The organism is Bacillota bacterium, from assembly GCA_040754675.1.
Taxonomy (GTDB): Bacteria; Bacillota; Limnochordia; order Limnochordales; family Geochordaceae; genus Geochorda.
In genome coordinates this window covers 1-13,082 of the sequence record JBFMCJ010000058.1, presented here as the reverse complement: position 1 = coordinate 13,082, position 13,082 = coordinate 1, and the positions used below count along the sequence as shown (strand labels likewise).

Sequence of the window (13,082 nt, the reverse complement as noted above, 5' to 3'; positions counted from 1 at the left end):
CGAGACCACGACCCGGGGCCGGCTCAGCAGCCGCCCCCCGCCTGCCTTCTCGATGAAGTACCGCAGCATGCGCTCGGTGATGTCGAAGTCAGCGATGACGCCGTCGCGCATCGGGCGAACCGCCACGATGCTGCCGGGCGTGCGGCCCACCATCTGCTTGGCCTCGTCGCCCACTGCCAGCACCTCGCCGGTCTCCCTGTCGACGGCGACCACCGAGGGCTCCTGAAGCGCAACGCCCTTGCCCTTGACATAGACCAGGGTGTTGGCTGTCCCCAGGTCAATCCCCATGTCGCGACCAAACCAAGCGGCCATGTACCCATCCTTTTCCTTTCCCGGTCCCAAACCTCTGTTTTGTCCGGCCTCCGTTATGAGGCCGCCGCCCTCGATCCGCCGAAGAGCCCGAGCTCCTTGAGGCTGGCGTAGCGCCCGAGGCCGATCACCACGTGGTCGAGCACCTCGATGCCCAGGATCTCTCCCGCCGCCGCCAGCCTGGCGGTCAGGTGAACGTCGCCTTCGCTCGGGGTGGGGTCCCCGCTCGGGTGGTTGTGAACCAGCACCACCGCAGCGGCCGAATGCTGGATGGCCGGCTTGAAGACCTCCCTGGGGTGCGCCGGCGTCTGCGTCAGTTCGCCCACCGAGACCGGGCACGAACGTATCAGCCGGTGCCGCACGTCCAGCAGCAGCACCACGAACTGCTCCCGGTCCTGCCGCCCCATGTCCAGCCCGACCAGGTCGTAGACGTCAGATGGGGTCCGGATCTGAGGGCGCCGGTCTGCCCCCGAACGCACCAGCCGCCGCGCCAGCTCCACGGCAGCCATTACCTCAGCTGCCTTGGCCATCCCCACCCCCGGTACGGCCGTGAGTGCTTCCAGGGACGCTGCGGCCAACCCCGGAAGCCCTCCCACCCTCAGCAGCACCTGTTCGGCCAGGGAGAGGGCGCTCGCGCCCTTTCGCCCCGTGCGGAGCAGGACGGCGAGAAGCTCGGTGTCGGAGAGCGACGCCGGATCCCCGGTAGCCAGCCGCTCCCGGGGGCGCATGGAGATGGGGCGCTCCCGCATGGCGGGCCGGCAATCGACCTCGGCGAGATCCCCTTCGATGGCCTGGCGGGCTACCAAAGCCGGATCCCAAAGCCCTTCAACAGCGACTGCAGCCTCGCAAGCGGCAACCCCACGACGTTGTAATAGCACCCCTCCAGCCGCTCCACGAAGAGCGCCCCCACGCCCTGAACCGCGTAGGCCCCGGCCTTGTCAAGCCCCTCGCCCCGTTCGACGTACCGGTCGATCTCCTCGTCGGAAAGGTGCCGGAACGTCACGTCGGTGCGTTCGGCAGCCGTCACCCGGCGGTTTTTCGCGCGCTGGATGACCGCAAGCCCCGTCCAGACCTGGTGCGTTCGGCCCGAGAGCAGCCTCAGCATCCGCCTGGCGTCGGCCGGATCGCGGGGCTTTCCGAGCAGCTGGCCGTCCAGGACTACCACCGTGTCCGCCCCCACGACCACGTCCTCGGGGCGCCGGCGGGCGACGTCGGCGGCTTTCGCCCCGGCCAGGCGCACCACCAGCTCTTCAGGCGCCTCCTTCTTTTTCAAGGTTGACTCGTCGACATCCGGCACCGCGACCTCGAAGACGGCCCCCACCATGGTCAGAAGCTCGCGCCGCCGGGGGGACGTCGAGGCGAGCACCAGCGCCATCGGCGCCACGTTACCTCCCGCGCAGGAGCCACGCGGCAATGATCAGGCCGATGGCCGTCCCCAGGTTGACCTTCAGGTGAAAGTTGAGCCCAAACGTGATGACCCCGGCCAGGGTGACCTCGTCCATTCGCAGACCCAACTGCACCGATCTCCCGAAAACCGGGAAGACGGCGGAAAGCGCTTCGGACAGCCCGCTGCCGATTACGGCACCTGCTGCCAGGACGATGAGCACCAGGCCAAGACGGGCGCCGCGTGAGTAGGAGCGGATCACCGAGTGCACCTCTTTTGCTCGTTTTGCAGCGGTAAAGCCCAATCCCCCGGCCAACCGTGTCAGTTCGTGCCGAATATTCTCGGACTGCGGTGCCGTTCCTGCGCGGGCCTTCCGTATCTTATCATGGCTGCTCGTGGCTTCCATCGCGGAGGTGCGCGGGGCAGCCATGGCAAAAATAGCCGGGGAAGAACCGGCCGTCGGGCTGCAAGCATGACCAGGGGTGCCGGGGCCTGGCGCCGCCGCTACCTGATGAAACGCAGGATGACGTCCGTCAACTCGCGGATGGCGGCGTCCGAACCCTGGTCTTCCCGGATGGCACGGCTCACGCAGCCTCGGGTGTGTTCCTCGAGAAGAACCATTCCAACTTTGTCCAGAGCGGCCTTTACCGCCGCAATCTGGATAAGCACGTCCACGCAGTATTTTTCCTCTTCAACCATTCGCTGAAGGCCCCGGATCTGGCCTTCGATCCGGCGGAGCCGCCGCATCAGTTCCCGCTTGCGGGGTGCATACGAACCGTGCCGACCGTCGTGCGCCAGGGCCGGGTGGCAGACGGACCGCGTCTGTTCCGCTCTCGCCCGAGCGTCGGTAGCCATCGCCCTCACCCTATTCCGTCCTCACGATCGGATCGTCACCGCGCGACCGCCCCGCCCCATCAGGGAATGAACGCATCCGGTACGGTCGGCTTGAGTTGCTGCAGCGCCTTTTGCGCGTCTTCCCTTCGACTGTAAGGGCCCACTCGAACCTTGTAAAGCGGCTGCTTGCCAGCGTCGAGGATTTCCACCGTCACCGGGTACCCCTGCTGCCTGAGCTTCACTACCAGGGCATCCGCGCGCTCCGCTGATCCGAACGCTCCGACCTGTACGAAGAACGCCGAGCTCGACGTGGCGGTGGACGGACCCGTCGGCGCGGCCTGTCCACCGGCGGAGCCCCGAAGTTGCCCTGCAGCCTCCTGGGCCGGCGGGCGTCCGGGTGAAGCCGGCGCAACCGGTTCGCTCGGGCGGCTAATGGCCGGCGCCGGAGCGGGTGTGGCCTGCGGCGGCAAAGTCTGGCTCTGGAGCGGGGCGATGCGGGACTGCGGCGCCTCCATCAGGCGGTCGAACACGTACCGGCCGAGGGCATAACCGCCCAGGGCCCCGATGACGATCACCAGGAGGAGTGTCAAGAAGAAAGTTGCGCCGCTGCGAACGGCGGAAGGCGAAGCCTGTGGCCGCGGCCCGTCGCCCAACGCTCTCCCTCCTCGCCGCGTCTACTGTTATGGGCGCGCGGCGTGAATCCCTGCACCATTCGAGAGAATGCCACGCAGCCCGGACGGGAAAGCCGCGCCGGGACGTTCACCCGGGTGGTAAGACGTTCCGGGCTGTCACGTCCACCTTAAGGTCTGCCAGCAGTTCCCCGGCCAGGTAGAGCGAACCGGCGACGGCTACCGTGTCGTCGGGCGTCGCCAGCTCCAGGGCGCGGCGCAGCGCATCCGCGGCAGGTACCACGGCCTCGGCGCGCCCGGCGCCGAGAGCGAGAGCGACAGCCGCCAGCTCCTCAGGAGAGGCGGGCTCGGTCCGGCTCGAACGGGCGCGGGTGGCAATCACGGTGGCGCCCGGCGCTACAAGGGCCCGCAGGACCCCTTGGACATCCTTCTCCTTCAACATGCCCACGACCAGCACCCGCGGCAGGCCCCCGAAAAGGGTCCGGAAGCTATCGGCGAGCATCCCGGCCGCTGCGGGGTTGTGGGCGCCGTCGATGACCACCCACGGGCGCCGGCCCACCACCTGAAGACGCCCGGGCCAGACCACCTGGCGAAGCCCGGTGCGCAGGCCTTGTTCCGTGATGGGCCAGCCTCGCGCCCGCAGCCGGTGCAAAGCCGCCGCAGCCACCGCCGCGTTCTGAAGCTGGTGGAGGCCAAGCAAGCCCACCTCGAGGTCCGCAATTCGCTCGCCTTCCGGGGTGACGAGGTCAAGAAGCCCGCCCCGGACGTCTGCCCGACGGGGCGTGAACCGGTACACGCTCTCGCTACCAGCCGGTAAAGGAACGTCCATGGCAGGGCCTTCGGACAAGGGGGGACCCACGACCTCGAACAGCGCCGCCCCCACGCTTGCCGCCCGGGAGCGGATGACCGCTGCGGCCTCGTCCGGCTGGACCGGGGTCACCACGTCGGCGCCAGGCTTGATGATCCCGGCCTTTTCCCCGGCGATGGCCGCGAGGGTGTCCCCCAGAACCTCCGTGTGGTCGAGGCCGAGCGGGGTGATGACGCACACTTCCGGCCGCACCACGTTGGTGGCGTCGAGGCGGCCGCCGAGACCCACCTCCACGACCGCGAGTTCGACGCGCGCCCGAGCGAAGGCCCAGAACGCCATGGCGGTGGCGAATTCAAACTGCGTGGGGGCCTCCCCAACGGCCATCTCCTCCACGGCCGCCCGCACGGCCCGGTAAGCATCCGCCAGCACCTCGTCCGTAACGGGAGCCTTGTCCACCACGATGCGCTCGTTGAACCGGACCAGGTGCGGCGAGGTATAGAGTCCTGTCCGAACCCCGGCCTCCCCGGCCGCGGCTGCCACCATGGCCGCGGTCGAACCCTTGCCGTTGGTGCCGGCCACGTGCACGACGCCAAAGCGCCGCTCGGGGTGACCCAGCCGTTCGAGGATGGCCTCCATGCGCTCGAGGCCCAGCCGCATACCGAACCGCGCCAGGTGGCCCAGGTACTCGAGGGCCTCGGATGCGCTCGCTTTACCGACCGGCAAGCTGCTTCAACTGCTCCATCTGTTCGAGGATGCGTGCGCGCCGCTGTTCGGCCTCGTCGCGCTTCTTGCGGGTGGCCTCTACCACGCTCTCAGGCGCCCGCTCCCGGAACTGCGGCCTATCCAGCGCAGATCTCCAGCGGGTGAGGAGTTGCTCGACCTCCTCCAGCTCCCTGCCCAGGCGTCGCAATTCCTCGTCGACGTCCAGCAGCCCTGCCAGCGGCAGGAAGACCTCCATCTGCCCCCCGGCGACGGCCGGCACCGCATCCCTGGGCCGCTCCGGTCCGGGTTCGCCGATGGAGAGTTCCGACAGGCCGGCCAGACGGCGGATGTCGTCGGCGTGCTCCTCGATCCGCCGGCGCGCACCGCCCGTGGCCCACACGATGGCCGGAATGCGCCGGTTCACGGAAACGCCTTTCTCCGCCCGGACGTTGCGAATGGCGCGGATCACGTCGATGACCTGCTGCATGCTGGCTTCGGCCGCCTCGTCCAGGAGCGCCCCGTCCGGGACCGGCCAGGGGGCGAGCATGATGGTGGGGCCCTCGTGGGGCAGGCGCTGCCAGATCTCCTCGGTGATGAACGGGACGAACGGGTGCAGCAAACGTACGGTGTTGTCCAGGACGTACGACAACACGGCGGCGGCCTTTTCACGCCGGCCGGCGTCCGCCTCGGACGCGAGGCGAGGCTTGGACAGCTCGATGTACCAGTCGCACAGCTCGTCCCAGGTAAAGTCGTACAGCGCCCGAGCCGCTTCACCCAGTTCGTAGCGTTCCAGGAGGTCGGTGACCTCCTTCGTGCGGCGGGCAAGGCGGGACAGGATCCAGCGCTCGGGAAGCTCCAGTTCGCCCGCCGAAGCCCACCGCTGGATACGGCCCGCTGCCTCGGCACCCGGCCCCGGCCTACCGTCCTGGGCGGCGTTCGTGCGCATCAGGGCGAAGCGGGCCGCGTTCCAGAGTTTGTTGGCGAAGTTGCGGCTGGCCTCCACCCGTTCGGGGTGCCAGCGCACGTCGTTGCCCATTCCGACGCCCATCACCAGCGTGAGGCGCAGCGCGTCGGCCCCGTACTCTTCGATGACCTCGAGGGGATCGAGCCCGGTTCCCTTGGACTTGCTCATCTTTCGCCCGAGGGCGTCCCGCACGAGCCCGTGGAGCAGCACGTCGCGGAACGGCACGTCGCCCATGAACTCGAGGCCCATCACGATCATGCGGGCCACCCAGAAGAACAGGATGTCGAAACCCGTCACGAGCAGCGCCGTCGGGTAGTAGAACTGAAGCTCCGGCGTCCTCTCCGGCCAGCCCAGCGTCGAGAAGGGCCACAGCGCCGAGCTGAACCAGGTGTCGAGCACGTCCGGGTCCTGCTCCAGGCGTGTGCTGCCGCAGCGCGGGCACGACGCCGGATCCTCCACGCTGACCACCTGTTCACCGCAGGAAGAACAGTACCATACCGGGATGCGGTGGCCCCACCAGAGCTGGCGGGAGATGCACCAGTCCCGGACGTTCTCCATCCAGTGGAAGTAGTGGCTCTCGAACCGTTCGGGGATCAGGCGCACCCTCTTTTCGCGCACCGCCCGGATGGCGGGCTCTGCCAGCGGCTTCATCCGCACGAACCATTGCTTGGAGATGAGAGGCTCCACCACCGTGTGGCAGCGCTGGCAGTGGCCCACCGCGTGCCGGTGGGCTTCTTCCCGCACCAGGTATCCCTGCTGGCGCAGCGCCTCGACCACTTTGAGCCGCGCTTCGGCACGATCCATCCCCGCAAAGGGTTCGCCGGCCGCTTCGGTCATCCGGCCGCTTTCGTCGATCACCTTGACGGTTTCGAGCTGGTGGCGGCGGCCGATCTCAAAGTCGGTGGGGTCGTGCGCGGGTGTTACCTTCACGGCACCGGTGCCGAAGGCCACGTCCACCGCTTCATCGGCCACGATCGGCAGCCGCCGCCCCACCAGGGGCAGGATGGCCCGCCGCCCGATGAGCGGCAGGTAGCGGGTGTCGCCCGGGTGCACCGCTACCCCCGTGTCGCCCAGCATGGTCTCGGGACGGGTCGTGGCCACCACAACGTCGCCGCTGCCGTCCTCCAGCGGGTAGCGGACGTACCAGAGCCGGCCCTCGGTCTCCTCGTGCTCCACCTCAAGGTCGGAGAGCGCCGTCTGGCAGCGCGGGCACCAGTTGATGATGTAGTCGCCCCGGTAGATGAGCCCCCTATGGTAGAGGTGCACGAACACCTCCCGCACCGCCCGGGAGCAGCCGGGGTCCATGGTGAACCGCTCCCGGGACCAGTCGCACGAAGAGCCCAGCCGCCGGAGCTGCTGGGTGATGATGCCCCCGTACTTCTCCTTCCACGCCCAGACCCGCTCCAGAAACCTCTCGCGCCCCAACTCCTGGCGCGTCGTGCCCTCCTTGGCCAGCTCCGCCTCCACCACCACCTGGGTCGCGATCCCGGCGTGGTCGGTGCCGGGTACCCACAGGGTTGAGTAGCCCTGCATGCGCCGGAAGCGCACCATGATGTCCTGCAGCGTGTTGTCCATGGCGTGGCCCATGTGAAGCGATCCGGTGACGTTCGGGGGCGGGATGACGATGCAGAAAGGCCGGCGTGACGGGTCGGGGTCCCCGCGGAAATACCCCTCGCGCTCCCAGTGCGCGTACCAGCGGGCCTCGTTCTCCCGCGGGTTGTACGCCGGCGGTATCGCGTCCGGTGCGGCGTTTGCGGCCTGCGCCTGCTTTTCGCGTAACTCTCCCTGCATGAGAACCGGGCCTCCTCTTTTCGGTGCAAAAAGAGAACCCCTCGCCAAAGGGCGAGGGGTCCCCCGCGGTACCACCTTTGTTCCCCCGCGGCGCGCTGAACTTCGCGCTACCGGCTGCTTTTGATGCGCTGCCGGCTCAGCGTGCCTCTCGGGGCTCTCCCAGGCTGTAACGGGCCACCCGTCGGGGCCTACTCACGCGCTCGACCTCAACCGTCGGCACCTTTTCGACCCGGAGGCTCAGGGGCGACCTTCGGCGCCTGCGGTACCCGGATGCCTTTCACCAAGCGGCTTCCTCTCTGCAAGGGCCGAGCCGGCGCCTACTCCTCCCCATCGTCGCCGCATCCCGATGGTGCTTAGCCGCAGTCTAGCAGCGGGGCGGCGACGCTGTCAAGGGCAGCCGTCGGTGCGGGAAGAGGAAATCGCACGTTGCCGACGAAGCGTGAGGGCATGGAAATAGCTATGCAGTCCAGCATACAGGCCGCTTCGAGGGGGTGGGGCAGGCCTGAGGGGTCCTCCCGGCGTCCTGGCCGGCGGGTTCCCCCGGGTTGCAGGTGATGGGCTCAGCATGGCTTGCAGTGGCCTCGTGAAGCTTCAGAGAGTCCGACACAGAGGGGGCGATGGGCTGCATGACGCACTCGAGGCGTTTTGTGTACCTGGCCGTTGCAGCCGCAGCGTTACTCGTGCTTGGGGCTGCGGGGCTCGTCAGCGCTGAGGTGAGGAACCCCGACACCCTCATCAAGGCAGCGTACGGAGAGCCGGAGACCCTGGACCCGGCCTACGCGTACGACACAGCCAGCGGCGAAGTCATCTACCAGGTTTACGAGAACCTGCTCGACTTCGACGGCGGCGACCTCGGCAAGTTCGTGCCGCTGCTGGCCACCCAGGTTCCCACGGTGGAAAACGGGCTTCTTTCCAAGGACGGCCTCGTCTACCGCTTTCCCATCCGGAAGGGCGTCCGGTTCCACAACGGCAACGCGCTGACACCCGAGGACGTGGAGTACACCTTCGAGCGAGCCATGCTGCAGGACCGCTCGGGCGGCCCCGTGTGGATGCTGCTTGAGCCCCTCCTCGGCTACTCCACCATCGAGGACCTGGCCAAAGATCTGGCCAAGGTCGATAGCTTCGACAAGGTGCCGCCCGAGATGCTCAAGGATGTCTACCGTAAAGTCGACGCTGCCGTCGAGGTGGAGGGCGACACCGTCGTCTTCCGTCTGGCCCGGCCGTATCCGCCGTTCCTCTCCATCCTGACCCACAGCGGAAGCTGGTCGGCCATCATCGACAAGGAGTGGGCCATCGCCCAGGGCGACTGGGACGGCAGCGAGAACTGGGTGAAGTGGCACGACCCGAAGGCCGAGCAGGATCCGCTCTACGACAAGGCCAACGGGACCGGCCCGTACAAGCTCGTCAAGTGGGAGAAGGGCGTCCAGATCATCCTGGAGCGCAACGACAACTACTGGCGCAAGCCCGCTCCCACCAAGACCGTCGTCATCAAGATCGTTGAAGAGTGGGCCACCCGCCAGCTGATGCTGCAGTCCGGAGATGCCGACATCGTCATCGTCGACCCGCCGTACCTCGATCAGGTGACGAACATGCCGGGAGTCCGGGTGCTGCGGCGCCAGCCGTGGCTTGCCAGCACCGCGGCGTTCTTCACGTGGAACATCAACCCCGACGGCAACGAGTTCATCGGCAGCGGCAAACTGGACGGCGAGGGCATCCCGGCCAACTTCTTCAGCGACATCGACGTGCGCAAGGCGTTCAACTACAGCTTCGACTGGGAGACGTACATCCAAGACGTCTCCAAGGGTGAGGCGACGCAGGCACGCGGTCCGATTCCTGCCGCGCTTCCCTTCTTCAACCCCGAGCAGCCGGTGTACAAGCTGGATCTGAGGAAGGCGGAGGAGCACTTCCGCAAGGCATGGGGCGGCGAGGTTTGGCGCAATGGCTTCAAGATGACCATCGCCTACAACGCCGGCAACGACGCCCGCCGCATCGCCGCGGAGATCCTGGAGCAGAACATCGAGAGCATCAACCCCAAGTTCCGCATCGACATCCAGGCGGTCCAGTGGCCGACGTACCTGCAGGCGTACCGCCAGAGCAAGCTGCCGCTGTTCATCCTCGGCTGGCTGGCCGACTTCCCGGACGAGCACAACTTCGTGGTGCCGTTCATGCACTCCACCGGCACGTTTGCGGCCGCGCAGAAGCTGCCGCCGGAGCTGACGCAGCAGATCGACGCCCTGATCGAGCAGGGGGTTTCCAGCACCGACCCGAAGGTCCGCCGGGAGGCCTACTACAAGCTGCAGCAAGTAGCCTATGAGCAGGCCATTGACATCTTCCTGGTGGACCGCACCCAGCCCGTCGTTATGCGCGACTGGGTCAAGGGCTGGTATCCCAACGCCATCCGCCCCGGCGAGGACTTCTACCGGCTCTCCAAGTCCTCCGGCTAAAGCGGGTGCCGGCAATAGGGGAGGTACCCACGGACGCGTGGGTACCTCCCGCTTTCAAAAAAGGGGCTTTGAAGACGCAGCATGACACGCCTGATTGTACGCCGCCTGCTCCTCCTGCCGCTGGTGGTCGCCGGTGCAAGCCTGATCATTTTCGGGCTGAGCCAGCTGATGCCCCCCTATCAGAGGGTTGCCACGTTCATCCGGTCCCCGCAGGAACTCAAGTCCTTCTCAATGGATCAGCTCGTCAAGAAGTACCAGCTGGATGCCCCGCTTCACGTCCAGTACTCCAACTGGATGCGCGAGCTCCTGTCCGGGCACATGGGCTGGTCGGAGGTGGCCAAGCAGCCCGTCTGGGACGCCATCATGGAGCGCTTCCCGGCCACGATAGAACTGACGCTGTATGCGGCCGTGCCCATGGCGGTTGGCGGCGTCTGGCTCGGGACGCAGGCGGCAGTTCACCACAATAGCTGGATCGATCACCTCAGCCGCGTCTTCGCCATCATCGGCTGGTCGTTTCCCACGTTCGTCTTCGGGCTCATCTTTTTGATGATCTTCTACGGGGCCCTGGGGTGGTTTCCACCGGGCAGGGTCTCCGTCTGGGCGACGCAGGCCATGCTCTCGCCAGAGTTCAAGCAGGTGACGCGCCTTGTCACCATCGACGCGCTCATCAACGGCCGGTTCGACATCTTCCTCGACACCATCCGCCACATGGTGGGACCCGTGGTGACCCTCTCCTACCTTTACTGGGCGCAGCTGCAGCGTATCACCCGCTCAAGCATGCTCGAGACGCTCCGGCAGGATTACGTCCGTACGGCCCGCGCCAAGGGGCTCGACGAGCGGACGGTGATTCGCAAGCACGCCAGGCGAAACGCGCTGATTCCGGTCTCCACCATCATTGCCCTGATGGTGCTGGGGCTTCTGGGAGGCGTCGTCATCACGGAGACGATCTTCTCGTATCCGGGCATCGGCAAGCTCCTGGCCACCGCGGCCCTACAACTCGACCGGACCACCGTGCTCGGCATTACGATCTTCTATTCTGTCGTACTCGTGGTGGTCATCCTGGCCATGGACATCAGCTACGCCCTCATCGACCCCAGGGTGCGGCTCGATTGAAGAGTGGAGGTAGACGGAAGATCGGCCATGGACTCGTTGAGGCGGTTCCTGCGAAATCCCCTGGCGACGGCAGGTCTCGTCATCCTGCTGTTCTTTGCCGTGGTGGCCGTGCTGGCCCCCTACATCGCCCCACCGCGCTACCCGGACGAACCCTACCGCATCCCGCGTTCGGGCTTTGCGGTCGAGCCCCGGCCGCCTTCGGACCGGTTCCTCTTCGGGACGACCGAGGGGCAGTACGACATCTTCTACGGCGTGGTGTGGGGAAGTCGCGTGGCCTTCGGGGTCGCCCTCTTCGTGGTGGGGGCCTCCCTGCTGGTGGGCTTGGTCGTCGGAACCCTGGCGGGCTACTACGGGGGACGCCTGGATGAGCTTTTCATGCGGGCGGCTGACATCATTTCCGCCATACCGTTCCTGGTGGCAGCCGTGGTGATGGTCGCCATCCTGGGCAAAGGGCTGCGCAACGTGGCCCTCGCGCTCATCCTCTTCTCCTGGCCGCCCTACGCCCGGTTGATTCGGGGCAGCGTGCTGCAGGTCAAGAGCATGGAGTTCGTCGAGGCAGCACGTGCCATCGGCATGTCACGCGCCCGCATCATCCTCCGCCACATCATTCCCAACGCGATTTACCCGGTGCTCGTGCAGGCGTCGCTGGAGATCGGGTCCGTCGTGGTCGCCCTTGCCTCCCTGAGCTTCCTGGGCCTGGGGGCGGAGCCGGGCTTTGCGGACTGGGGGCAACTGACCGCTTTTGCTCGCCCGTGGATCCTGGGCAAACCCGGGGATCCCTTCGCCTACTGGTACACCATCTTCTTCCCGGGCGCTGCCATTCTGCTCTTCGTGCTGGCGTGGAACCTGGTGGGAGACGGCGTGCGCGACGTGATGGATCCGCGCCTGCGCCGCCAGCAGAAGTAGGGAAAGGCTGGCCGGGCCGCGCTACGTCCGGCGCCCGGCGGAAGGCAGGCGACCGGCCGGCCCTGCCTGCAGGCCGGCCATCCGAGTGGACGGCACCGACGCCACCAGCACGGCCTCCGTGGTGGCGCTCGGGGCGATCGTGACAAACCCGCCCTCGTCCTCCAGGGCCTCGTAAGATCCCGGCTTGCAGAGCTCGGGCAGGGAACTCGCAATCGACGACTGCCCCTCGAAGCGCAGGCCGAGCAGTTGCCCCACCATCATGGGGTTGAGAGCGTAGCGGAGCTGCGGCCACTGGCGTACCGCTCGCCAGCTGCTGCGCTTCCAGTCGGCCTGCTGCTCGGGCGTCCACGGCCCGGGGTTGGCCGAGGGCTGCACCAGCACATCCGCCCCGCCCGCCACCAGCCTGTCGACCACGGGATCCTGGAAGGCGTCCAGGCAGATGGCCACCCCGAGATTGCCGATGGCGGTGGGAACCACGCGCAACTGCTCCAGCGGGGCCGGCGTGATGTCGAGCTGCTGGGGACCCTCGATGGGGGTCAGGTGGGTCTTGGGCTGCCAGCCCAGGAACTCGCCATTTGATCCGAAGACGAAGCTGATGTTGAAGGTCGTGCGGGGGCGGTCCGGCGCCGGCAGAACCGCTGAGCCTGCCACCACGAACGCCCGGTACCGGCGCGCCACGTCGGAAAAGACGCGCCGGTAGCTCGACTCCACCGCGTCGCCCAACACCAGGCTCAGGGCTCGCACCCAGCCGCAACGGCACCGAATCCGCTGAAGCATGGTGGCCCCGCGGTGGCGCCGGATCAGGGCGCCGATGGCCTCGGCGAGCGTTCCCGCGCCGTGCAGGATGTCCCCGTGGCCAAAGAAGACCATGAAGGTGCCGATGTCCTCGGGAAACGCCACCAGCAGTGGGCCGGACTGGCCGACCTTGCGCCGGATGGAGGCCATCCACCCGTCCACCCGAGCCGCAAAGGCGGCCTCTGAGACGTAATCCTCGGCCCTCAGCTCAGCCTGCACGCAGGCCAGGTGGATGAGGGCCCCGTCAGGCTGGTGGACCGTGCGTGAAATCATGCGGACATTTCCATTCGCTTAAACGCCGCTCACTATCCCTGCCTTGGAGGATTCGTCGTTTACTGTCGAGTCCCTGCCGCGGGGGCCCGCGAACAAGCCCGGTGCGCCCCGGCCACGCCTCCCGCCCGGC

At 67.3% G+C, this 13,082-nt stretch carries 12 protein-coding genes; 3 read left to right on the top strand and 9 right to left on the bottom strand.

What is annotated here, in order from left to right; genetic code table 11:
- The 8 genes from AB1609_05455 to AB1609_05420 all read right to left on the bottom strand — a co-directional run.
- Positions 1–312, bottom strand: a 312-nt coding sequence (locus AB1609_05455) for a rod shape-determining protein (GenBank protein MEW6045913.1), incomplete at its 3' end; no start/stop codon positions are given.
- Positions 313–365: 53 nt separating this feature from the next.
- Positions 366–1,115 carry a DNA repair protein RadC gene (gene radC / locus AB1609_05450; GenBank protein ID MEW6045912.1) on the bottom strand — a complete coding sequence of 250 codons (750 nt, stop codon included), beginning with the start codon at positions 1,113–1,115 and terminating at the stop codon, positions 366–368.
- Entirely contained in the window at positions 1,109–1,684 is a 576-nt protein-coding gene (locus tag AB1609_05445) for a Maf family protein (GenBank protein MEW6045911.1), read from the bottom strand. The genes radC and AB1609_05445 overlap by 7 nt, the downstream gene beginning before the upstream one ends.
- Positions 1,685–1,694: 10 nt before the next feature.
- Positions 1,695–1,955: a hypothetical protein gene (locus tag AB1609_05440; protein ID MEW6045910.1), complete on the bottom strand. Its 261-nt coding sequence runs from the start codon at positions 1,953–1,955 to the stop codon at positions 1,695–1,697.
- 242 nt (positions 1,956–2,197) lie between these two features.
- Positions 2,198–2,440, bottom strand: coding sequence for a metal-sensitive transcriptional regulator (locus AB1609_05435; GenBank protein MEW6045909.1), 243 nt, complete (start codon positions 2,438–2,440; stop codon positions 2,198–2,200).
- A 167-nt stretch (positions 2,441–2,607) separates the two neighbouring features.
- Positions 2,608–3,180 carry an SPOR domain-containing protein gene (locus AB1609_05430; GenBank protein MEW6045908.1) on the bottom strand — a complete coding sequence of 191 codons (573 nt, stop codon included), beginning with the start codon at positions 3,178–3,180 and terminating at the stop codon, positions 2,608–2,610.
- Between the two features lie 106 nt (positions 3,181–3,286).
- Positions 3,287–4,687: a folylpolyglutamate synthase/dihydrofolate synthase family protein gene (locus tag AB1609_05425; protein MEW6045907.1), complete on the bottom strand. Its 1,401-nt coding sequence runs from the start codon at positions 4,685–4,687 to the stop codon at positions 3,287–3,289.
- Positions 4,674–7,421, bottom strand: coding sequence for a valine--tRNA ligase (locus AB1609_05420; GenBank protein ID MEW6045906.1), 2,748 nt, complete (start codon positions 7,419–7,421; stop codon positions 4,674–4,676). Before AB1609_05420 ends, AB1609_05425 begins: the two co-directional genes overlap by 14 nt.
- A gap of 626 nt (positions 7,422–8,047) precedes the next feature.
- Between AB1609_05420 and AB1609_05415 the strand changes: the two genes are divergently transcribed.
- From AB1609_05415 to AB1609_05405, 3 genes are all read left to right on the top strand, one after another.
- On the top strand, positions 8,048–9,865 hold the full coding sequence (locus AB1609_05415; protein ID MEW6045905.1) for an ABC transporter substrate-binding protein: 1,818 nt from the start codon (positions 8,048–8,050) through the stop codon (positions 9,863–9,865).
- Between the two features lie 81 nt (positions 9,866–9,946).
- Entirely contained in the window at positions 9,947–10,978 is a 1,032-nt protein-coding gene (locus AB1609_05410) for an ABC transporter permease (protein ID MEW6045904.1), read from the top strand.
- 27 nt (positions 10,979–11,005) lie between these two features.
- Complete coding sequence (locus AB1609_05405; protein MEW6045903.1) at positions 11,006–11,884, top strand: ABC transporter permease; 879 nt, start codon at positions 11,006–11,008, stop codon at positions 11,882–11,884.
- 21 nt (positions 11,885–11,905) lie between these two features.
- Here AB1609_05405 and AB1609_05400 read toward each other — a convergent pair whose 3' ends face one another.
- Positions 11,906–12,952: a nitrilase-related carbon-nitrogen hydrolase gene (locus tag AB1609_05400; GenBank protein MEW6045902.1), complete on the bottom strand. Its 1,047-nt coding sequence runs from the start codon at positions 12,950–12,952 to the stop codon at positions 11,906–11,908.
- Between the last annotated feature and the right edge of the window lie 130 nt (positions 12,953–13,082).

What these genes read in the sequence shown, in the direction of transcription:
- AB1609_05445 (MEW6045911.1), bottom strand. Translation starts at nt 1,684, where the DNA reads ATGGCGCTGGTGCTCGCCTCGACGTCCCCCCGGCGGCGCGAGCTTCTG.
- AB1609_05435 (MEW6045909.1), bottom strand. Translation starts at nt 2,440, where the DNA reads ATGCGGCGGCTCCGCCGGATCGAAGGCCAGATCCGGGGCCTTCAGCGA.
- AB1609_05420 (MEW6045906.1), bottom strand. Translation starts at nt 7,421, where the DNA reads ATGCAGGGAGAGTTACGCGAAAAGCAGGCGCAGGCCGCAAACGCCGCA.
- AB1609_05415 (MEW6045905.1), top strand. Translation starts at nt 8,048, where the DNA reads ATGACGCACTCGAGGCGTTTTGTGTACCTGGCCGTTGCAGCCGCAGCG.
- AB1609_05410 (MEW6045904.1), top strand. Translation starts at nt 9,947, where the DNA reads ATGACACGCCTGATTGTACGCCGCCTGCTCCTCCTGCCGCTGGTGGTC.
- AB1609_05405 (MEW6045903.1), top strand. Translation starts at nt 11,006, where the DNA reads ATGGACTCGTTGAGGCGGTTCCTGCGAAATCCCCTGGCGACGGCAGGT.
- AB1609_05400 (MEW6045902.1), bottom strand. Translation starts at nt 12,952, where the DNA reads ATGATTTCACGCACGGTCCACCAGCCTGACGGGGCCCTCATCCACCTG.